This is a genomic window from Thiohalobacter sp. COW1 (genome assembly GCF_016629505.1).
Taxonomy (GTDB): domain Bacteria; phylum Pseudomonadota; class Gammaproteobacteria; order Thiohalobacterales; family Thiohalobacteraceae; genus Thiohalobacter; species Thiohalobacter thiocyanaticus_A.
In genome coordinates, this window is the sequence record NZ_AP024239.1 from 1,894,869 (window position 1) to 1,916,614 (window position 21,746).

The window sequence follows — 21,746 nt, forward strand, 5'->3', positions numbered from 1 at the left end:
CACCATGGATACACGCAAGACCGGACATCACCGCATGACACCCGCCATCGGCCGCCGCCAGCAGGGGGCGATCCTCGCGGTCAGCCTCATCATGCTGCTGGTGATGACGCTGATCGGCGTCACCGCCATGCAGAACACCATCATGGAACAGCGCATGGCGGGCAACACCCGGGACATCAACCTCGCCTTCCAGGCCGCGGAGGCCGCCCTGCGCGAGGGCGAGGTGGCGCTCGAGGCGGCTTCCCTGCCGGACTTCGACGGCACCACCGACGGCTATTACAAGGCCGAGGACATCGCCATCGGCAACCCGCAGGTATGGGAGGCCCCCGGTACCGTCTGGATCACCTACCCGGACAGCCTGGACGGCGTTCCCACCCCGCCCGAGTATGTCCTCGAGGAACTGATGCCGGTCAAGCAGGCCGGCGGCAGCCTGGCCGCCGACGAACCGCTGCCCGAGGTGAGCATGTACCGGGTCACCTCCCGGGCCAGCGGCTCCAGCAGCGACACCCAGATCATGCTGCAGACAACCTACAAGCGCTGAGTCGCCAGTCAGCAGAAGACCGAGGACAGACCTATGAAAACTCATCGTCGTCACCATCAACCGGTTGCCGCAATGGCAATTGCCTGGCTTGGCCTGTCCGCTCCGGCCTGGGGTGCACTCGATCTCTCCGACGCGCCGTTGTTCCTGACCACCAATGCCGACCCGAACATCATGTTCACGCTGGATGATTCGGGATCGATGCAATGGGAGTTGATGCCCGACGATTTGATTTATTCTTATTATCTCTATCCGCGCGCCAGCGGTATATACGGAAGCTCCGACTATTCCAATTGGGTTGTCAGCTTCGATGACAGCTACGGCTACACCGCCGTGGCACGCTCCCATGATGTCAACGCTATTTATTACAACCCGGAGATCACGTACAAGCCCTGGGCGGAAGCCGACGGCAGCCTGTATCCTGATGCGACACCAAGCTGCGCACCTCACAATCCCGAGAACACCGGTGCGGGATGCCGTGATCTGACCAGTACGAATTCAGCATATGCCGGCTGGGACAGCTGCACCTCGCGCTGGAGTTGTTCCTACAGCACGTCGACTCGGTCATTCTGGCCAGCCGTGTACTACAAGTATGACGGAACAGGCAATATCTGGAACACCAGCAATTACACCAAGGTCGAAATCCGCTCCGGTTCCACCTACACCGGCAGTAGCGAGCGGACTGATTGTGCCGCCGCGCCCACCTGTACCTATGCCGAGGAGATCCAGAACTTCGCCAACTGGTACACCTACTACCGTTCACGCATTCTCGCCGCGCGCGCCGGCGTCGGGCGGGCCTTCTCTCAGCAGTCGGAAGCCATGCGGGTCGGCTTCGCCACCATCAACCAGGGCTCGAAGACCGTCGACGGCGTCTCCAGCCCCGGCACCATCATCAAGGGCGTACGCCCGTTCAACGGCAGCGACCGGGCCGATTTCTTCGACAACCTCTACGGCCATGACATCCCGACCGCCGGCACCCCGCTGCGGCGGGCCCTGGATGACGTGGGGCAGTACTTCATGCGCAGCGACAATTCCGGCCCCTGGGGCGAAGCGCCAGGCACCAATGACTCCACGCCCCAGCTGACCTGCCGCCAGAGCTACAATATCCTGATGACGGACGGCTACTGGGCGGCAGGCTCGGCCAGGACATCTGCTGCGCGCGCCAACGTGGACAACAGCACCGGCCCGTCCATCACCGGCCCCGGTGGCGCAAGCTACCAGTACACTCCCGAGCATCCCTACAGCGACAGTCACTCCAATACGCTCGCTGACGTCGCCATGTACTACTGGAACCGCGACCTGCGGCCCGGCCTGGCCAACAAGGTGCCGACCAATACCGCCGACCCCGCCTTCTGGCAGCATCTGGTGAACTTCACCGTTGGCCTGGGCGTCAACGGCACCCTGGATCCGAGTACGGATCTGGCGGGCCTGGAGGCCGGCACCACCAGCTGGCCGCAGCCCTCGACCTCCGGTAGCGGGGCCAACATCGACGACCTGTGGCACGCCGCCCTGAACAGTCGTGGCGATTTCTTCAGTGCCGCCGACCCCGACACCTTCGCCGATGCCCTCACCGCGTCGCTCAATTCCATTGTGGGCCGCTCCAGTTCCGCCTCGGCGATCACCAGCAACTCCACCCGCCTCGATACCGACACCAATATCTACCAGGCCCGGTTCGACAGCAGCGACTGGACCGGCGAGCTGTATGCATACGAAATCGAGTCTGACGGAAGTGTCGGCAATCAGGCCTGGAAGGCCACCGACAATATCCCGGCCGCAGCCAGCCGCAGCATCTTCACCCTGAACAGCACCTCCTCGAACGGGGTAACGTTCGAGTGGGGCAATCTCAGCAGCAGCCAGCAGACGGACCTGGACACCAACATCCTGGGCGTGGACGACGGCCTGGGGCAGGACCGCCTGGCCTACCTGCGCGGTGACCAGTCGCAGGAACTGAAAAACGGCGGCAACTTCCGCAACCGCAGCAGCGTGCTGGGTGACATCATCAACTCCGACCCCCTGTTCGTGGGCACGCCCGATTACGGCTACGCCCTGCTGTCCGACCCCGAGGGCACCGACTACACGACGTTCCGCGACAACACCGCCTACAAGAACCGGCAGGGGATGCTGTACTTCGGGGCTAATGACGGCATGCTGCATGCCCTGAATGCCGACAGCGGCGCGGAAGTATTCACCTACGTACCGAGCTTCCTGTTCCCCGAACTCAGCGACCTGACCTCGCCGGATTATGCCCACAAATATTACGTCGACGGCTCGGCGCGGGCCGGCGACGCCTACATCAACGGCGTATGGCGTACCGTGCTGCTCGGCTCGGCCGGCGCCGGGGGCCGCGGCATTTTCGCACTTGATGTCACCTATCCCGGCACCTTCGACGCCGGCGACGTGCTGTGGGAGTACACCCATGCCGACCTGGGCTACACCATCGGCCAGCCCACCATCGTACGGCTGAATGACGACAGCTGGGCCGCGTTGTTCGGCAACGGCTACAACAGCGACAACCACAAGGCGATGCTGTTCCTCGTCGACCTCGAGACCGGCAACCTGATCAAGGCAATCGACACGGAGGTCGGGTCCTCGGCTTCGCCCAATGGGCTGGCCACCCCGGTGCCGGTCGACGTCGACGGCAACCGCACCACCGATTACGTGTATGCCGGGGACCTGCACGGCAACCTGTGGAAATTCGATCTCACCGGGTCGAACTCCAACCAGTGGGAGATCGCATTCAAGCAGGGCAATACACCCAAGCCCCTGTTCGTCGCAGTCGATGGCAGCGGAAACACCCAACCGATCACCATCCGCCCCGCCGTCGGCAACCACCCTGACAGCGGCCGCATGGTGTATTTCGGAACCGGCAAATACATCGAGATCGGTGACAATGTCGTCGGCCTCAACCCGCAGGTCCAGACCTTCTACGGTATCTGGGACAACGACAACGACCAGGTCGACCGCGGGGATCTGCTGGAACAGACCATCCTGGCGGAAATCGACGCCACAACTGCGGGACTCGTCAGTGACGTCCGCGCCATCTCCAACAACACGGCGGACTGGAACAGCCATGACGGCTGGTATCTTGACCTGGAGTCACCCGTAAGCGGCGCCGAAGGGGAACGCGTCATCAGCGCCCCGCTGCTGCGGCACGGCCGGATCATCTTCCCGACCGTCATCCCCTCCGCCGATGTGTGCGATTACGGCGGCTCGAGCTGGCTGATGGAGATGAACGCCCTGTCCGGGGCCCGTCTGGCCTACTCGGTATTCGACATGAATGGCGACGGCAAGGTCGATGACAAGGACTATGTCACTCTGGCCGACGGCAGCAAGGTGCCCGTGAGCGGCACACGCTTCGACGACATGATCGACACGCCGGCCATCATTTCCGCGGGCGAGAAGGAATACAAATACACCAGTGGATCAAGCGGCAGTTTCGACGTCATCACTGAGAAGGGCTCTGTCGTCCGGGGCCGACAGTCCTGGCGCCAACTCAAGTGAGCCGTACTCTACCGTACCCGATACTCAGGAGAACAGCATGCGACCCGCAAACAGAATCGCGCTCGGCCTTGTCCTCATGTGCAGTTCAATTGCACCGACACTGGCCCAGCCCTTAGACAACCCCAGGCGCCTGGAGGCGGCCGGTGTCGTGGAATTCGTCGGCCCCCTGGCGACCACGATACGGATCGACGGCCGCGACTACCGGATGGGCGATCAGGTCAGGCCCTGCAGGATCGGGGCGAGGACTGCAGGCAGCGATGAAGCCCCACAGTTGCAGCGGGGCCAACGCGTCAGTTTCAGCGTCAGCGACACACCGGCTGCCAACCCGGACCAACAGGTCATCGATCAGATATGCATCATTGAGGGTGAACGGTGAAAACACTGCCCTCTGTATTTTCGTCAGGCCGGCTCAGGACAGGCACAATGCAGACAAATACACGCGCAAGCGGATTCACGCTGATCGAACTGATGATCGTCGTGGCCATCGTCGGGATTCTGGCCGCCATCGCCTACCCCGCCTATCAGGAACAGGTACGCAAGACCAAGCGGGCGGAGGGTCAGGCAGAGTTGATGGACATCGCACAGCGGCTGGAACGCTGTTACACCCTGTACGGCAGCTACAATGATGCCACCTGCCCGATTGCAAACGGCGACACGATCATGTCGGCTGAAGACCACTACGAAGTCACCGTTGTCTCCGCCGCCGCAACCTTCGATCTCACCGCCGTCGGCCAGGGCGACCAGGCGAATGACAAGTGCGGCGATCTGACCTACGACAATACCGGCGCCAAGGGCATTGACAATGCCGACGCCGGCGTCACCTGGCAGGACTGCTGGTAAGGCAGGCTCCGGCGGCCCGGTCAGTCTAGGACTGCAGGGCCCGCGGCAGCGAAAACACCACCTCTTCCTCGATGCCCTCGGCCTCCCGGGGGCTGGCATAACCCAGTTCGGCCAGGTAATCGGTCACCCGCCGGACCAGGATCTCGGGGGCCGAGGCCCCGGCGGTGACGCCGATGGTTGCCTTTCCCTCGAGCCAGGCCGGCTCGATCTGGGCGGGCTCGTCGATCAGCCAGGCCGGCACGCCGCAGTGCTCGGCCAATTCCCGCAGACGGTTGGAGTTGGAACTGTTCTTCGACCCCACCACCAGGATGAGATCGCTCTGCCGGGCCAGTTCGCGCACCGCGTCCTGACGGTTCTGGGTGGCGTAGCAGATATCGTCCTTGCGCGGCCCCTGGATGGCAGGGAAACGCCGCTGGAGTACCTCGACGATACGGCGGGTATCGTCCACCGACAGGGTGGTCTGGGTGACGTAGGCCAGTTTGTCCGGATGCCTCGGCGCCAGTGCCTCGGCCTGCCGTACATCCTCGACCAGATACATCTCGCCGCCCTGGCTGCGGTCGTACTGGCCCAGGGTGCCTTCCACTTCCGGGTGGCCGGCATGGCCGATCAGCACGCAGTCATCGCCGGCCTTGGCGTGGCGCGCGACCTCCAGGTGCACCTTGGTCACCAGCGGACAGGTGGCATCGAACACCCGCAGACCGCGGCGTCCGGCCTCCTGGCGCACGGCCTGGGACACGCCATGGGCGCTGAAGATGACCGTGGCACCGTCAGGCACCTCGTCCAGTTCCTCCACGAACACGGCGCCACGCGCACGCAGGTCCTCGACCACGTAACGGTTGTGCACCACTTCGTGACGCACATAGATGGGCGCGCCGAACAGTTCCAGCGCGCGGTCAACGATCTCGATGGCGCGGTCGACGCCGGCGCAGAAGCCTCTGGGGTTGGCGAGCAGGACTTGCATGTCAGATTACCTCTGTTGGAACCGTCATTGCGAGGAGCGAAGCGACGTGGCAATCCCGTAAAGCAGAATCAATTGGTTGGAGATTGCCACGTCGCTTCGCTCCTCGCAATGACGGATCAATCAGCGGATTGTCGGGTTACACTACGCTGACCCGACCAACATGCTACATGCTTCCGTGGCCATTTCCATTCATGCATCCGCCGGCAATTCCACCTTCAGAATCTTCGCATCGAAATGGATCGGCTTGCCGGCCAATGGGTGATTGAAATCCACCTTGACCCGCCCGGCCTCGACCTCCAGCACCGCCCCGGGGATCTCCTCGCCGTCCGGCGTGGCGAAACCGATGATCAGCCCCGGCTCCGGCTCGATGTCGGCCGGGAAATCGGCCCGGTCCAGCCAGTGCACATTGGCCGGATCGCGCTCCCCGAAGGCCTGCTGACTGGTCAGGGTCAGGGTCTGTTCCTGGCCGGCCTTCATCCCGTACAGGCCCAGTTCCAGGTTGGGGTGCAGGGTGCCGTCGCCCATCACCAGTTCCAGCGGATCGTCGTCGAAGGTGTCCTCCACCACCCGCTCGTCGGCGGTGCGGATGCGCACATGCAGGGTGACGCGATAACCGTACTGGATTTCCGGCTCAAAGCTCATGCCTTCTCCCCACTCATACTGCCGCGGATCAGGGTCAGCAACAACAGCACAACGCCCGCGGTTATGGCCGAATCGGCCAGATTGAAGGTCGGCCAGTGCCAGCCGGCGTAGTGCCAGTCGATGAAGTCCACCACATAGCCGTGACGGGCCCGGTCGATCAGGTTGCCCACCGCGCCTCCCAGGATCAGCGCCAGGCCCAGTCCCTGCCAGCGCTCCTGCGGCTGGAGCTTGCGCAGCCAGCTGATCAGGATCGCCACCGCGATCAGTCCCACCAGGATGAAGAAGCCGCGCTGCCAGCCGCCGGCCTGGCTGAGAAAGCTGAAGGCCGCGCCGCGGTTGTAGACCAGGGTCAGATTGAACCAGCCGAACACCTCCACCGGCCGGCCGTAGGCCAGTGCCTGCTCCGCCCAGACCTTGCTGGCCTGGTCCAGCGCCACCACGACCAGCGCGATCAGTCCGCCCCAGCGCAGCATGGCGTCAGGCGAAGCGCCGGGACTCGCCGGCGCCGTCCACATTGTCCACGCAGCGCCCGCACAACTCGGGGTGTTCGGCATTCGTGCCCACATCCTCGCGGTGATGCCAGCAGCGGGCACACTTGGGATGATCGGACGGCGAGACCACCACCCACAACTCGTCGCCGCCGGCCAGCGTGACATGCGCGCCGGTCTCCGGCGGCTGGCTCACGGGATGCACCCGGGCATAGGAAGTCAGCAGCACGAAGCGCAGTTCGTCCTCCAGCCGCGCCAGCCGGTCCAGGATCTCGCGGCCGCAGTAGAGATCGACCTCGGCATCCAGCGAGGCACCGATGCCGCCGGCCACGCGCAACCGCTCCAGTTCGCGCGAGACGGCCATGCGCACCTCCATCACCTGGGTCCAGAAGTCCATGCCGAAGTCCTTCGACTCGGTCTCGCTGGTCAGGAACATCTGCGGCAACTCGAACCAGGTCTCCAGGAACACGGACGGCTCACGCTCGCCCGGGATGAGGCGCCAGATCTCCTCGGCGGTGTAGCTGAGGATCGGCGCCAGCCAGCGGGTGAGCGCCTCGATGATCAGATACATGGCGGTCTGGGCCGAGCGCCGCGCCACACTGTCGGCCTGGGTGGTGTACTGACGGTCCTTGATGACATCCAGGTAGAAGCCGCCCATATCCACCGAGCAGAAGTTGTGCACCTTCTGGTAGATCTGGTGGAACTCGTACTTTTCATAGGCCCGGATCAGTTCCTGCTGCAGCAGGCGCGCGCGCTCCACCGCCCAGCGATCCAGCATCAGCATCTGTTCCGGCGCCAGGGCGTTTTCCATCGGATCGAAGCCGGTGAGATTGGCGAGCAGGAAGCGCGCCGTATTGCGCAGCCGGCGATAGGCATCGGCGGTGCGCTTGAGGATCTCGTCGGAGACGCTCATTTCACCACGGTAGTCGGTCGCCGCCACCCACAGGCGCAGGATGTCGGCACCGAGTGAATTGACCACCTTCTGCGGTGCGACCACGTTGCCCTTCGACTTGGACATCTTCTGGCCCTTGGCATCCACCGTGAAGCCGTGGGTGAGCACGGCCTTGTAGGGCGCGGCGCCGGTCATGGCCACCGAGGTCAGCAGCGAGGACTGGAACCAGCCGCGGTGCTGATCCGAGCCTTCCAGGTACAGGTCGGCGGGACGGTTGAGCTGTTCGCGCCGGTCCAGCACGCAGGCATGGGTCACGCCGGAGTCGAACCAGACATCCAGGGTATCGGTGACCTTGACGTAGTCATCGGCGTCACTGCCCAGAAGATCGGCCGCTTCCAGGTCGAACCAGGCATCGATGCCCTCGCGCTCGACCCGCAGGGCCACCTCCTCGATCAGCCGCGCGGTATCGGGATGCAGTTCGCCGGTCTGTTTGTGCACGAACAGCGCAATCGGCACGCCCCAGGTACGCTGGCGCGAGACGCACCAGTCGGGCCGGTTGCCCACCATGCCCTCGATCCGCGCCCGGCCCCAGTCCGGCATCCACCGCACCCGGCCGATCCCGGTCAGCGCCTGGGAGCGCAGGCCCTGCTCCTCCATGCTGATGAACCACTGCGGCGTGGCACGGAAGATGATGGGCGTCTTGTGGCGCCAGCAGTGCGGATAGCTGTGACGCAGCTTCTCGTCATGCACCAGCGTGCCGCGTGCCTTCAGCACTTCGATGACCTCGCCGTTGGCGGCGAACACATGCTGGCCCGCGAACAGTTCGGTATCGGGCAGGAAGCGACCGTCGGGGCCGACCGGATTGTCCACCGGGATATTGAAGCGGCGGCCGACCACATAGTCGTCCTGACCGTGACCGGGGGCGGTGTGCACCGCACCGGTACCGGCCTCGGTGGTCACGTGCTCACCGGTGATCACCGGCACCTCGCGCGCATAGAAGGGATGCGCCAGCTTCACTCCCTCCAGGTCGCTGCCGCGGCAGTAGGCCACGACCTTGTAGTCGGCCACACCGTAACGCCCCAGCGCGTCCTGGATCAGTTCCTCGGCCAGCACCAGCCGCTCCTGGCCCAGGTCGGTCTGGCACTGGACCACGGCATACTCCAGCTCCGGGTGCACCGCCACCGCCCGGTTGGCCGGCAGGGTCCAGGGCGTGGTGGTCCAGATGACAATCGACAGCGGCCCCTTGCCTGCATGGCCCTCGACGTGGCGGCAGCGCGCCATGAGGGTCTCCTCGTCGAGCACGCCGAAGCGCACATCGATGGCGGGCGAGTCCTTGTCCTCGTACTCGACTTCGGCCTCGGCCAGCGCCGAACCACAGTCGGTGCACCAGTGCACCGGCTTGAACCCCTTGGTCAGGTGGCCATTGGCCGCAATCTTCCCCAGCGAGCGGATGATGTCGGCCTCGAAACGGTAATCCAGGGTGAGATAGGGATGCTCCCAGTCGCCGAATACGCCCAGGCGGATGAAATCAGTCTTCTGTTTCTCCACCTGCTTGAGCGCATAGTCGCGACAGGCCTGACGGAAGGTGCGGGCGTCGACCTTGACCCCGGCCTTGCCTACCTTCTTCTCCACATTCAACTCGATCGGCAGGCCGTGGCAGTCCCAGCCCGGGACATAGGGCGCATCATAGCCGCTCAGAGTCCTGCTCTTGACGATGATGTCCTTGAGCACCTTGTTCACGGCATGGCCGATATGGATCTCGCCATTGGCGTAGGGCGGACCGTCATGCAGGATGAACTTCGGCCGACCCTCCGAGGCCTCGCGGATCAGGCGGTACAGACCGATCTCCTCCCAGTGCCTGAGCATCTCCGGCTCGCGATTGGCCAGATTGCCGCGCATGGGAAAGGCGGTTTCGGGCAGGTTGAGGGTGTGCTTGTAATCGGCCACGTTGGTCCCTTTATCTCATTGCTGTGGTGAAAATAGCCACGGAAAACACGGAAAACTGCAAAACAATAATGTAGGTCGGGTTAGCCCGAAGGGCGTAACCCGACGTGGAGCCGCTCCTGTGTCACTTCCGTCATTCCGGCGAAGGCCGGAATCTATTGACCACGGTGGTTTCTGGATTCCGGCCTTCGCCGGAATGACGGAAATTATTTCTTTCCGTGCTTTCCGTGTTTTCCGTGGCTATTACTTTTTTCCCGTGCTTTCCCTGACCATCGCTTTTCAATCACCGCCGCGCGAAGAAATCCTTCGCCTCGACCACATCCCGGGCGATCTGTTCCTTCAACGCGTCGAAGGATTCGAATCTGTATTCCGGGCGCAGCTTGTGCAGGAAATCCACGCCCACGTATCTGCCGTAGATCTGCTGATCGAAATCGAACAGATTGATCTCCAGCAGGCTGCGGGTCCCGTCCACGGTCGGGCGCGTGCCGACATTGGCCACGCCCTGCACCGGCTCGGGATCGAGGCCGAACACCTCTACGGCAAACACGCCCTGCACCGGTGTGCGATGCCGGTGCAGGAACACATTGGCGGTCGGAAAGCCGATGGTGCGGCCGCGCTTGTCGCCATGCGCCACCCGGCCCAGCATGCGGTAGGGCCGCCCGAGCAGGCGCTCGGCCTGCTGCATCTCGCCCACCTCCAGCGCCTGGCGGATACGGGTGCTGCTCACCCGGGCGCCATCGATCTCGAAGGTGTGCATGTGCGCAACCTGGAAGCCGTGCCGCTCACCCGCCTGCTGCAGATAGGTGAAATCGCCTTCCCGACCCCGGCCGAAGCGGAAGTCGTCACCGACCACCAGGTATTTCACATTCAGGCCGTCGATCAGGATCTGCTGCACGAACTGTTCGGCCGTGAGCGCAGCCAGCGCCGGATTGAAGCGCAGGCACATGACCTGATCCACCGAATAGCGCTGCAGTGCAGCCAGCTTCTCGCGCAACCGGGTCAGGCGCGGCGGTGCAGCCTCCGGGGCAAAATATTCCTGCGGCTGCGGCTCGAAGGTCACCACCACGGTCGGCAGTCCCAACCCGGCCGCGCGCTCGGCCAGCTGCCCCAGCACGGCCTGATGGCCCAGGTGCACGCCGTCGAAGTTGCCGATGGTGGCCGCACAGCCGGATTCCATCCGCGTCAGATTGTGCAAGCCCCGGATCAACCGCATGGTTCATTACCCTGGATCAAGAGCACCACGGAATACACGGAAAGCACGGACATCGATATTTTGCCGGCCATGGCGCTACGCGCCCGGCCGGGATCTTTGACCATTGTTTTAATTTCCGTGTGTTCCGTGTATTCCGTGGCGCTCTTGCTCTTCATAACCATAAGCCATCCATTATAAAGAACCTGCCCCCGGGATCATACGTCCCCGGCATCCGGCCGCCGCCACAGCAGCTGCAGGCGCTGGCCCATGAGCTGGAGCAGCAGGAAGTACAGCCCCATGGCCAGGACGATCCAGAGCGCGAGTTGGCCGATCCGCTCCCAGCCGCCCCACTCCACCCAGGTTGCCGCTGCGGGCACGGCCCAGATCAGCAGCAGCGCCATGGCGGTACCGGCAACGACAATCCGCAGCAGCACCCGGCCCCAACCCGCAAGCGGGGCATAGACCCCCTCGCGGCGCAGGCGGCGGTAGAGCATGGCGGCGTTCTGCCAGCCGGTCAGGGCCGTGGCCAGGGCCAGGCCGGCATGCGGGCCGGTGATGTCCAGCAGGACCATAGGCACCACCAGCAGTACGTTTAGCACCATATTGCTGAGCATGGCGATGATGCCGATGCGCACCGGGGTACGTGAATCCTCGCGGGAATAGAAGGCCGGCGCCAGCACCTTGACCAGGATGAAGGCCGGCAACCCGACGGCGTAGGCCATCAGGCTCAAGCTGGCCATGAAGGCATCGTGCGGGGTGAAGGCATTGTACTGGAACAGGGTGATCAGGATCGGCTGAGCCAGCAGAATCAGGCCGATGGCCGCGGGCATTCCCAGCAGCAGCACCCAGCGCAGGGCCCGGTCCAGGGTGGCGGCGAACTCCTGCGGTGAACGGGCTGCATGGCTCTTCGACAGACTGGGCAGGATCACCGTGCCCAGCGCCACGCCGAACACGCCCAGGGGAAACTCCACCATGCGGTCGGCGTAGTACAGCCAGCTCACGCTGCCGGTGATCAGGAAGGAGGCGATCAGGGTGTCGAACAACAGGTTGATCTGGGCCACCGAGGAACCCAGCACCGCCGGCGCCATCAGTTTGAGGATGCGGCGCACGCCACTGTCGCGCCAGCCCCAGCGCGGTCGCGGCAGCAGCCGCAGCCGGGCCAGCCCCGGCAGGATCAGCAGCAGCTGGATCACCCCACCGGCGAACACGGCCCAGGCCAGTGCCATGACATGCACCTCGAACCAGGCGTCCCCGAACAGCGCCGCCAGGATGAACACCAGGTTCAGCAGCACCGGCGCAAAGGCCGGCAGGGCGAAGCGGCTGTAGGTATTGAGAATGCCGCCGCCGAAGGCCACCAGCGAGATGAACAGGATGTAGGGGAAGGTCACCCGCAGCATGTCGCCGGTCAGCGCGAATTTCTCCGGCTCGTCGATGAAGCCCGGTGCGAAGACCATGACCAGCAGCGGGCTGGCCAGCGAACCGACGATGCTCAGCAGCAGCAGGATGCCGGCCAGGGTGCCGAACACCCGGTCCACCAGCCCCTGCACCTCGGCGTGCTCGCGGTTGGCCTTGTAGTCGGACAGCACCGGCACGAAGGCGAGCGAGAAGGCACCCTCGCCGAACAGGCGGCGCAGGAAATTGGGGATCTTGAAGGCCACCAGGAAGGCATCCATGCCCAGGCCGACGCCGATGGCACGGGCAAAGACCATGTCGCGCACCAGCCCCAGCACCCTTGAAAGGAAGGTCATCAGACCCACCACGGCGGTGTTGCGCATCAGTCCGCGACTCACGAAGCCCCCATTAGCATGACGTTGAGGAAACCCTGGTTATCACACCTTCCGTCATACCCGCGACGGCGGGAATCCAGGTGTTTCAGAGGCTTGGATGCCCGCCCTCGCGGGCATGACGAATACATCGCAGATTTCTTAAGCATCTGTTTTTATTTACCCCGAGGCGATTTCCGGACGATACCGCCCCGGCCCGCCATTGACAAATGGCCGGAGTTTGCGCATATTACGCCGTCTTTCTGCAACTCGCACGAATCCAAGGAGTTTTACGTTGGCCAATACCGCACAAGCGAAGAAGCGTGCACGCCAGTCTGAAAAGCGCCGCCGGCACAACGCCAGCATGCGCTCGCGGCTGCGCACCAACATCAAGGGCGTCATCAAGGCCATCGGCAGCGGTGACCCCGAGGCCGCCCGTGCCGCTTACCAGAGTGCGGTACCGGTGATCGACAACATGGCACGCAAGGGCCTGATCCACAAGAACAAGGCCGCCCGCCATAAAAGCCGTCTGAACGCCCAGATCCGCAGCCTCAGCGCCGGCTGAAACCTTCAGCTGCAGCGGATTGCGCAAAAGAAAAGGCCGGTCACTGACCGGCCTTTTGCGTTGGGGTTCCCTGCGCCTGCCCGTAGGATGGGTGAAGGCGCTTCGCGCCGTAACCCATCACTGGGTCCATCTGCGATGGGTTACGCTGCGCTCCACCCATCCTACAGTCCCGTTTCCTCAGACCAGCACCAGATTGTCGCGGTGGATCAGTTCCGGCTCGTCCACGTAACCCAGCAGGGACTCGATCCGGTCGCTGGGCTGGCCGATGATCCGGGCAGCCTCGCCGGCATTGTAATTGACCAGGCCGCGGGCCACCTCGCTGCCGTCCTGATCCAGACAGCTGACCAGTTCGCCACGCTCGAATTCCCCTTCCACACCGGTCACCCCCACCGGCAGCAGACTGCGGCCTGAGTTGCGCAGCACGCTTACCGCGCCGGCATCCAGCACCAGCCGCCCCCGGACCGTGAGTTGCCCGGCCAGCCACTGCTTGCGCGCGGCCAGCGGCGCCTTCACTGCCCGCAGCAGCGTACCCAGTGACTCACCGGCCGCCACCTTACCCAGCACATCCGGTTCGCGGCCGGAGACGATCAGAGTGCTGGCACCGGAACGGGCCGCGCGCGCCGCGGCCCGTACCTTGGTCAGCATCCCGCCGCGGCCCAGGCTGCCGCTGCCGCCGGCCATCAGTTCCAGCGCCGGATCGGCCGCCTCGGCCTCCGGCACCAGTCGGGCATCGGGATTGCGGCGCGGATCGCTCTCGTACAGCCCCTGCTGGTCGGTGAGGATGACCAGCAGTTCGGCCTCGACCAGATTGGCCACCAGCGCGGCCAGGGTGTCGTTGTCGCCGAAACGGATCTCGTCGGTGGCAACGGTATCGTTCTCATTGACCACCGGGATCACGCCCATGCGCAGCAGGGTACGCAGGGTGCTGCGCGCGTTCAGGTAGCGCACCCGATCGGAGAGATCGTCGTGAGTGAGCAGGATCTGGGCGGTGTGGTAGCCGTGCTCGGAGAAGCGGGATTCATAGGCCTGGACCAGCCCCATCTGGCCGACGGCCGCGGCGGCCTGCAACTCATGCAGGGCGTGCGGGCGGGTGACCCAGTGCAGCCGGTGCATACCCTCGGCCACCGCGCCGGAAGACACCAGCAGGATTTCATGCCCGGCGGCGCGCAGCCGCGCCATCTGCTCCACCCAGGCGCCGATGGCGCCGTGGGCGAGCCCCCGCCCCTCGTCGGTCAGCAGGGCGCTGCCGATCTTGATCACCCAGCGCCGGCTTTTGCCCAGTTCGCTACGACTCGTCACCAGTGCAGATCCTATCTATCAAAAACAATCGCCACGGAATACACGGAAAGCACGGACATTATCCAATCATTGATATATGCGGTTGCCCCCATTAATCGTCATTCCGGCGAAGGCCGGAATCCAGATACCGCTGTGGTCACTGGATCCCGGCCTTCGCCGGGATGACGAGCATGAAGTCGGCAAGAGCCTCGATGGTTCCTACCATTATATTTTCCGTGCTTTCCGTGTATTCCGTGGCCATTAAAAATCAGTCAACGGAACCATTGTCCCCGATGTCCGCCGCCGCGGCCAGATCCTGCTGCTCCAGATGCGTCATCACCGCCTTGACCAGATCATCCGTCCCTTCGCCGGTGGCGGCGGAGATACGGAACACCGGTCCGGTCCATTTCAGTGCGTTGATGATTTCATCACAGCGGGCCGTGCGTTCGTCGGCCGGCAGCAGGTCCAGTTTATTCAGCACCAGCCAGCGCGGCCGGTCGGCCAGTTCCGGGCTGTACTTTTCCAGTTCGGCAATGATCTTGCGGGCATCGTCCACCGGATCGCCGCTGCCGCCGAACGGCGAGACATCCAGCAGATGCAGCAGCAGCCGGGTGCGGGCCAGATGCTTGAGAAAACGCACGCCCAGCCCGGCGCCCTCGGCCGCGCCCTCGATCAGGCCCGGGATGTCGGCGATCACGAAGCTCTGATGCTGCGCCAGGCGCACCACGCCGAGATTGGGATAGAGGGTGGTGAAGGGATAGTCCGCCACCTTGGGCCGGGCTGCGGAGACGGCCCGGATCAGGGTGGACTTGCCGGCATTTGGCATGCCCAGCAGACCGACATCGGCCAGCAGCTTCAACTCCAGGCGCAGTTCGCGCTGCTCGCCGGGGGTGCCAGGCGTGGATTGCCGCGGCGCGCGGTTGGTGGAGCTCTTGAAGCGGGCATTGCCGATGCCGTGCCAACCGCCCTGCGCAACCCGCAGGCGCTGACCGGATTCGGTCAGGTCGCCGATCAGCTCACCGGTGTCGTGGTCATAGACCATGGTGCCCACCGGTACCCGGATCACACGGTCCTCGCCACCGGCGCCGGTGCAGTTGCGGCCGCGGCCGTTCTCGCCCCGCTGGGCCTGGTAGCGGCGTTCATAGCGGAAATCGACCAGGGTGTTGATGCTCTCGTCGGCGACCAGGAAGACACTGCCGCCGTCGCCGCCGTCACCGCCGTCGGGCCCCCCGAAGGGGATGTACTTCTCGCGCCGGAAACTGACGCAGCCGTTGCCACCGTCTCCGGCGGCGACCCTGATGGTGGCTTCATCGACGAATTTCATGGGTCTGGGTTAAGGGCTCGGGGTTCAGGGATCAATGGCACGTACTTAAAGTCTCGATTCCCGTCATCCCGGCGCAGGCCGGGATCCAGGGACCGCGGTGGCGACTGGATTCCGGCCTGCGCCGGAATGACGGGGGGAGGTTATTGATTTCGTCGTAAACGAGATAATCGGGTTCGGCCCCTGTATCCTGAAAATAAAAAGCCCCGAACGCACTGCCGGGGCTTTCTCTGCAGCAGGCTGGTGCCGGGGCGCTTATTCGGCCGGCACGACCTCCACGAACTTGCGGCCCTGGGCGCCGCGAACCACGAACTGCACCGTGCCGTCGGCCTTGGCATACAGGGTATGGTCCTTGCCGCAGCCGACATTGGTGCCGGCATGGAAATGGGTGCCGCGCTGCCGCACCAGGATACTGCCGGCCGAGACGGCCTGGCCGCCGAAGCGTTTCACGCCCAGGCGCTTGGACTGGGAATCGCGACCGTTGCGTGTACTACCACCCGCTTTCTTGTGTGCCATTGTACTGAACCTCTATATAGCGTGTTGGCGTCCCGGCTCAGGCCGACACGTCGGTGATCTCGACCTCGGTGTAGGCCTGACGATGGCCCTGACGCTTCATGTGATGCTTGCGGCGGCGGAATTTGATGATCTCCACCTTCTTGCCGCGGCCCTGGCTCTTCACGGTCGCGGTAACCTTGCCACCGGCCACGTAGGGAGCGCCGATCTTGACGTCGTCGCCATTGCCGACCATCAGGACCTTGTCAAATTCGACCGACTCGCCTTCGGCGGCCTTGAGCTTCTCGATGCGGAGCTTGTCGCCGGGAGCGACCCGGTACTGCTTGCCGCCGGTCTGGATTACTGCGTACATAGCCATGATTCTCCGAAAATTCGTCCACCCGCAGCGCCGCACCGACGGACCCCGCAGGAAAGACGCGCAATTCTATCGGCTGCGTCAGGCCGGGTCAATCACTCCGCCCGCTTTGCGGCGGTGGACTTGAGCAGGCAAATCAACGGATAATGACGTAATTTCCACCCTGCGCCACCACTGCGGCCGCCGGAATCGAGCAGAGCATGCGTGATCCTCTCGTAAAAACCAATCAATTCATGGACCTGGAGCAGATCCGCCAACTCTCGGCGCGGGACATGGCCGAGGTCGACCGGGTCGTCCAGGAGCGGCTGCGCTCCGATGTGCTGCTGATCAACCAGCTGGGACTCTACATCATCAACAGCGGCGGCAAGCGCCTGCGCCCGCTGCTGGTACTGCTGGCCGCGCGCGCCTGCGGCTATGCCGGCCCCCACCATGTACCGCTGGCCGCGATCATCGAGTTCATCCACACCGCCACCCTGCTGCACGACGACGTGGTCGATGCCTCCGACCTGCGCCGCGGCCGCGATACCGCCAATGCCATCTGGGGCAACGAGGCAGCGGTGCTGGTCGGCGATTTTCTCTACTCGCGCTCGTTTCAGATGATGGTCGAGATCGGCAGCATGCGCATCATGGAGATCATGGCGCAAACCACCAACACCATTGCCGAGGGCGAGGTGATGCAACTGCTCAACTGCCACGACCCGGACACCACCGAGGCCCGCTACCTGGAGGTGATCCGCTCCAAGACCGCCAAGCTGTTCGAGGCCGCTGCCCGGGTCGGCGCCGTACTGGGTGAGCAGCCGTCGCAGATCGAGACCGCCATGGCCGACTACGGCATGCACCTGGGCACGGCCTTCCAGCTCATCGACGACGTGCTCGACTACAGCGCCGACAGCACCGAGACCGGCAAGAACATCGGTGACGATCTCGCCGAGGGCAAGCCCACCCTGCCGCTGATCCATGCCATGCGCGAAGGCACACCGGCACAGGTCGAACTGATCCGACAGGCCATCGAACAGGGCGGGCGCGACCACATCGACGCGGTGCAGGCGGCCATTGAATCCACCGGGGCCATCGCGTACACTGCGCAATCCGCGCGCGAGGCCGCCGACAAGGCCACCCAGGCGCTGGAGGGACTCCCGACGTCGCAGTACAAAGACGCCCTCTATGCGCTGGCCGAGTTTGCCGTCAGCCGCACGCATTGATCCTTTCTTCGGGGTGTAGCTCAGCCTGGTAGAGCACCGTCTTCGGGAGGCGGGGGTCGTAGGTTCGAATCCTGTCACCCCGACCATTTCTCTCTTCTCCGCTTTACAGTGCCGAATTCAACGCAGAGGCGTTTATGCCCTCTTGGGTACGAAGGCGCAGAGCTTTTCTGGATATCGTCTGAATCCGTTCAGCATGCAGGTCGGGTTAGCGCAGCGTAACCCGACGGCCCGCGGCATGTTGGGTTACGGTGCTACGCACTTGACCCAATCCACATCCGATCAACAATAAGCAGAATTCCAGTCTATCCGTCATCCCCGCGAAGGCGGGGATCCACGGCTTGGTTGCTCTGTCAGGCACTGGATTCCCGCCTTCGCGGGAATGACGAGGCTGAAGTAAGTACCCTCCCCCCCTCTTTAACCATTCTCGATTTCTTTGCGCCTCTGTGCCTCCGCGCCCTCTGCGTTATCGCCACCCAACCCCGATCCCGATCCGATCGTCTCCCGATGCCCGTAGGGCCGCCAGGCCGGGGAGATCACGTTGGGCATCTGCGAACGCCGCAACAGCCGCGCCGGGGCCAGGGCGAACTCGCCGTAGCGGCTGTTGACCGCGTCCATCACCCGGCTCACTTCTCCGCGCGCCGGCGTCGGTTCGAACAGCGACAGCTGGTAATCGGCCGGGGCCGGGTCCAGCGCCGTCACCTGCACCTGATGCACGCCCTCGCCCCGCCAGCAGTCCAGAAATATCGCCCGGGCCAGGGCGGCGATCACGCGGCTGTCGTCGGTGGGCCGCACCAGCCGGCGCTTGTCGCCGAGCCAGCCGGGATCGGCGCGCAGGCCGACGAAGAAGCTCTGCGCCTGCATGCCGTGACGGCGCAGGCGCGCGCCCACCTTCTGGCTCATGTGCAGCAGAAAGGTGAGGATGACCTCGCGCGAACGGGTGGCCGGCGGCATCACCTTGCCGTGGCCGATGGTCTTCGGCGGCGCCTCGCGGGTCAGCACCGGCTCCGGGTCCGCGCCCTGGCACATGTACCAGATACGCCGACCCGGATTGCCGAAGCGCCGCGCCAGCACACTGATGGGCAGGCGCGCCATGTCGCCGCAGCGGTGCACCCCATGCTCGGCCAGGAACCGGCCGATACCCTTGTTGATGCCGCACAGTTCGGTCACCGGCACCGCGCGCAGCCGCTCGCGCGCCTCCCAGGGCGGGATCACGGTCAGACCGTCAGGTTTGTTCAGCTTGGCGGCATACTTGGCCGTGGTCTTGTCGCCGGACAGGCCTACCGAGCAGGTCACGCCGGCGGTCTCATACACCAGTTCCCGCACCCGCCGGGCGACGCCCTCGGGATGGCCCAGCAGGCGCTGGCAGCGGGTGATATCCAGGAAGGCCTCGTCGACCGAAAAGATTTCGATATCCGGCGTGATGGTGCGCAGGGCCGCCATAATGGCGGTGGAGACGGCGGCGTAGCGCTCCGGTCGCGCCGGGACCTGGATCAGGCCCGGACAGCGCAGGCGTGCCTCGGGCAGGCGCATCCCCGTGTGCACGCCGAAGGCGCGCGCCTCGTAGGAGCAGGTGATGAGACAGGTGCCCTGGGCACCGTTGGTGATGCCCAGCGGCCGTTTCCGCCAGGCCGGGTTGTCACGCTGCTCGATGGCCGCGAAGAAGGCATCCATGTCGACCAGGATGATGGCCCGCGGCCAGGCCCAGGCGGGCGGCGGACGCAGCGGGCGCTCCTCCAACATGATACTGACGGGGTCGGGAGATCGGTCAGCGGTAACTGCGCAGCTGGCCGACCACCACGCCCTGAATGGTCACGCGCTCGGCCGAGTAGACCATGGCCGCCAGTGCGGGGTTGGCCGGGATCAGTTCGATCATGCCGTCGCCGCAGCGTTTGAGCCGCTTGAGGGTGGCCTCCTGGCCGTCGATCAGCGCCACCACGATGTCGCCGTCCTCGGCCCGGTCCTGCTGGCGCACCACCACGGTGTCGCCGTCCAGGATGCCGGCCTCGATCATGGAGTCGCCCACCACCTGCAACGCATAGCGGTCCGGCCCCAGCAGGAAGTCGGCCAGGTTGAGGGTGTCCTGCCCCGGGATGGCCTCGATCGGCCGACCGGCGGCGATCCGCCCCAGCAGCGGCAGGCTGCCGGCCGGATCGCCGGGCCCATCCAGCACCTCCAGCGCCCGCGCCCCGTGCGGTGCCCGGCGCAGATAGCCCTTGTCCTGCAGCCGGCTGACGTAGCGGTGCACGCTGCCGCGCGAGCGCACCCCGATGGCCGCGCCGATCTCCTCCAGGCTGGGGGCGTAGCCGTGCTCGGCCAGGTGGCGGCGGATGAACTGCAGGGTCCTGTGTTCCTGGGGGGTCAGCATGGGCGTTCTCGCTCTGTTCTCATCTGCAGGCAGCATAGAGAACAAAATGAAAACACGCAAGCGATGGGAGTGGAGGACTGGTAACGCTGTATCCGGTACAGGGAAGAACACGGATGGTGCCAGTCAGGATCAGCCAGGATAGTCCACCCCTGCCCCAGCACTATAATATTCACATATAAATGATTATATAAGTCTTGTAATATTATATTTATATGATTAATATATTTCAGTCAAAATACGTATATATGATTTTATTGAAATAAATATATTATATATAGGTGATTATAATGCGCCCTGAAGACCGAGCCACCGCTCGCCGCAACCTGGACAGGCGGCTGAATGAATTGAAATATTCCGAGGCTCTCACGCGCCCCCCGCGCGGCTGGATCAGAGCAATCCGGGAAGCGCTGGGCATGACGACCGCCCAACTCGGAAAACGGCTGGGCGTTGTTCAATCACGCGTGACGGCCATCGAGCAAGCAGAGGCCAGGCACACATTAACGCTGGCGAGCCTGGAAAAAGCAGCCCACGCACTGGATTGCCGCCTCGTTTATGCCCTGGTCCCACGCAAGCCTCTTGAAGAGCTGGTCGAGGACCGCGCCCGGCTGAAGGCCGGGAAACGGCTCGAGTCCACCCGCCACAGTATGGCGCTCGAAGCTCAGGGCGTGGCGGAGGCTGACGAGCAGGAACAGCTCAAACGCATGGTGCAGCGGATTCTCGACAAGGCGGGTTCCGAACTGTGGGAGGACGGGGAATGAAAGGTCCTCTGGAGGATCAGGACGATGCCTCCACCCCGCTTACCGAGGAAGAGCGGGAAGACCTGATCCCTTCCTATATCACCCTTCGGTCCGAACTGAATGAAGCCGAGCAGGCCAACATACTGGAAGCAGAGGAATGGGCGTTTTCACGCAAACGCGACGTCCTCGACGCACGGTTCCTGATCCGCCTGCATCAACGCATGCTCGGGCGGGTCTGGCGTTGGGCCGGGAGCTTCCGCAGGACGTCCCGGAATATCGGCGTTGACGCCTACCGCATCCCTGTGGAACTACGCCTGCTCACCGATGATTGCCGGTATTGGATCGAGAACGGAACCTATGAGCCGGATGAGATTGCGGCGCGATTTCATCACCGGCTGGTGCTGATCCATCCCTTTCCGAACGGCAACGGCCGCCATGCGCGCATGGCAACCGATTTGTTACTGGTCGCCATGGGCCGTCCCCGGTTTTCCTGGGGACGGGTCAATCTCGTTGATCCGGGCGAGACACGACAACGCTATGTGGACGCGCTTCGTGCCGCCGACAACCACGACATCGAGCCATTGCTGGAATTTGTTCGATCATAAACCACAAATGACATGAGCAATGTTTGTCCGTCCCTTCATTGCTT

General features: G+C 64.1%; 21 protein-coding genes and 1 tRNA gene. 9 read left to right on the top strand and 13 right to left on the bottom strand.

From position 1 onward, the window contains the following. The first annotated feature begins 4 nt into the window (after positions 1-4). From COW1_RS08835 to COW1_RS17035, 4 genes are all read left to right on the top strand, one after another. Positions 5-541: a PilX N-terminal domain-containing pilus assembly protein gene (locus COW1_RS08835; protein ID WP_096365164.1), complete on the top strand. Its 537-nt coding sequence runs from the start codon at positions 5-7 to the stop codon at positions 539-541. A 72-nt stretch (positions 542-613) separates the two neighbouring features. Further along, complete coding sequence (locus COW1_RS08840; RefSeq protein ID WP_096365162.1) at positions 614-4,039, top strand: pilus assembly protein; 3,426 nt, start codon at positions 614-616, stop codon at positions 4,037-4,039. 37 nt (positions 4,040-4,076) lie between these two features. Beyond that, a complete protein-coding gene (locus COW1_RS08845; protein WP_096365160.1) occupies positions 4,077-4,415 on the top strand; it encodes a hypothetical protein in 339 nt (112 codons plus the stop codon). Between the two features lie 47 nt (positions 4,416-4,462). Then, positions 4,463-4,879, top strand: coding sequence for a type IV pilin protein (locus COW1_RS17035; RefSeq protein ID WP_096365158.1), 417 nt, complete (start codon positions 4,463-4,465; stop codon positions 4,877-4,879). A gap of 25 nt (positions 4,880-4,904) precedes the next feature. Here the strand turns inward: COW1_RS17035 and ispH are convergent, their stop codons facing one another. The 7 genes from ispH to murJ form a co-directional block, all read right to left on the bottom strand. Then, a complete protein-coding gene (ispH, locus tag COW1_RS08855; RefSeq protein WP_096365156.1) occupies positions 4,905-5,840 on the bottom strand; it encodes a 4-hydroxy-3-methylbut-2-enyl diphosphate reductase in 936 nt (311 codons plus the stop codon). Between the two features lie 189 nt (positions 5,841-6,029). After that, complete coding sequence (locus COW1_RS08860; RefSeq protein ID WP_096365154.1) at positions 6,030-6,482, bottom strand: peptidylprolyl isomerase; 453 nt, start codon at positions 6,480-6,482, stop codon at positions 6,030-6,032. Next, entirely contained in the window at positions 6,479-6,997 is a 519-nt protein-coding gene (gene lspA, locus COW1_RS08865; protein WP_242466410.1) for a signal peptidase II, read from the bottom strand. The genes COW1_RS08860 and lspA overlap by 4 nt, the downstream gene beginning before the upstream one ends. Next, positions 6,960-9,809 carry an isoleucine--tRNA ligase gene (gene ileS, locus COW1_RS08870; RefSeq protein WP_096365150.1) on the bottom strand — a complete coding sequence of 950 codons (2,850 nt, stop codon included), beginning with the start codon at positions 9,807-9,809 and terminating at the stop codon, positions 6,960-6,962. Before ileS ends, lspA begins: the two co-directional genes overlap by 38 nt. Positions 9,810-10,089: 280 nt before the next feature. Then, positions 10,090-11,019, bottom strand: a complete 930-nt coding sequence (ribF, locus tag COW1_RS08875) for a bifunctional riboflavin kinase/FAD synthetase (protein WP_096365148.1) — start codon at positions 11,017-11,019, stop codon at positions 10,090-10,092. Continuing rightward, positions 11,010-11,174: a hypothetical protein gene (locus COW1_RS08880; RefSeq protein ID WP_201343945.1), complete on the bottom strand. Its 165-nt coding sequence runs from the start codon at positions 11,172-11,174 to the stop codon at positions 11,010-11,012. Before COW1_RS08880 ends, ribF begins: the two co-directional genes overlap by 10 nt. Before the next feature lie 39 nt (positions 11,175-11,213). Then, positions 11,214-12,788 (bottom strand): murein biosynthesis integral membrane protein MurJ, encoded by a 1,575-nt coding sequence (gene murJ / locus COW1_RS08885; RefSeq protein ID WP_242466411.1) that lies wholly within the window; start codon positions 12,786-12,788, stop codon positions 11,214-11,216. 268 nt (positions 12,789-13,056) lie between these two features. On the opposite strand from murJ, the gene rpsT reads away from it, so the two are divergent. After that, complete coding sequence (gene rpsT / locus COW1_RS08890) at positions 13,057-13,326, top strand: 30S ribosomal protein S20 (protein ID WP_096365144.1); 270 nt, start codon at positions 13,057-13,059, stop codon at positions 13,324-13,326. 177 nt (positions 13,327-13,503) lie between these two features. Here the strand turns inward: rpsT and proB are convergent, their stop codons facing one another. The 4 genes from proB to rplU all read right to left on the bottom strand — a co-directional run bounded on the left by proB (position 13,504) and on the right by rplU (position 16,790). After that, positions 13,504-14,607, bottom strand: coding sequence for a glutamate 5-kinase (gene proB / locus COW1_RS08895; protein WP_369801259.1), 1,104 nt, complete (start codon positions 14,605-14,607; stop codon positions 13,504-13,506). A 265-nt stretch (positions 14,608-14,872) separates the two neighbouring features. Beyond that, positions 14,873-15,928, bottom strand: a complete 1,056-nt coding sequence (gene cgtA, locus COW1_RS08900; RefSeq protein WP_201343946.1) for an Obg family GTPase CgtA — start codon at positions 15,926-15,928, stop codon at positions 14,873-14,875. A 252-nt stretch (positions 15,929-16,180) separates the two neighbouring features. Further along, a complete protein-coding gene (rpmA, locus tag COW1_RS08905) occupies positions 16,181-16,441 on the bottom strand; it encodes a 50S ribosomal protein L27 (RefSeq protein ID WP_096365138.1) in 261 nt (86 codons plus the stop codon). A gap of 37 nt (positions 16,442-16,478) precedes the next feature. Next, positions 16,479-16,790 (bottom strand): 50S ribosomal protein L21, encoded by a 312-nt coding sequence (rplU, locus tag COW1_RS08910; protein ID WP_096365136.1) that lies wholly within the window; start codon positions 16,788-16,790, stop codon positions 16,479-16,481. Positions 16,791-17,026: 236 nt separating this feature from the next. Between rplU and ispB the strand changes: the two genes are divergently transcribed. Together ispB and COW1_RS08920 are read left to right on the top strand one after the other, a co-directional pair. Next, entirely contained in the window at positions 17,027-17,995 is a 969-nt protein-coding gene (gene ispB / locus COW1_RS08915) for an octaprenyl diphosphate synthase (protein WP_201346077.1), read from the top strand. A 9-nt stretch (positions 17,996-18,004) separates the two neighbouring features. Then, positions 18,005-18,081, top strand: a tRNA-Pro gene (locus COW1_RS08920). A gap of 328 nt (positions 18,082-18,409) precedes the next feature. Here COW1_RS08920 and COW1_RS08925 read toward each other — a convergent pair. Together COW1_RS08925 and lexA are read right to left on the bottom strand one after the other, a co-directional pair. Next, on the bottom strand, positions 18,410-19,735 hold the full coding sequence (locus COW1_RS08925; protein ID WP_201343947.1) for a DNA polymerase IV: 1,326 nt from the start codon (positions 19,733-19,735) through the stop codon (positions 18,410-18,412). 25 nt (positions 19,736-19,760) lie between these two features. Beyond that, positions 19,761-20,360 carry a transcriptional repressor LexA gene (gene lexA / locus COW1_RS08930; RefSeq protein WP_201343948.1) on the bottom strand — a complete coding sequence of 200 codons (600 nt, stop codon included), beginning with the start codon at positions 20,358-20,360 and terminating at the stop codon, positions 19,761-19,763. A gap of 287 nt (positions 20,361-20,647) precedes the next feature. On the opposite strand from lexA, the gene COW1_RS08935 reads away from it, so the two are divergent. Together COW1_RS08935 and COW1_RS08940 are read left to right on the top strand one after the other, a co-directional pair. Further along, positions 20,648-21,118, top strand: coding sequence for a mobile mystery protein A (locus COW1_RS08935; protein ID WP_201343949.1), 471 nt, complete (start codon positions 20,648-20,650; stop codon positions 21,116-21,118). Continuing rightward, the gene (locus COW1_RS08940; protein WP_201343950.1) at positions 21,115-21,702 is read left to right on the top strand and encodes a mobile mystery protein B; all 588 of its coding nucleotides are present in this window, start codon (positions 21,115-21,117) and stop codon (positions 21,700-21,702) included. The genes COW1_RS08935 and COW1_RS08940 overlap by 4 nt, the downstream gene beginning before the upstream one ends. Positions 21,703-21,746: the final 44 nt, after the last annotated feature.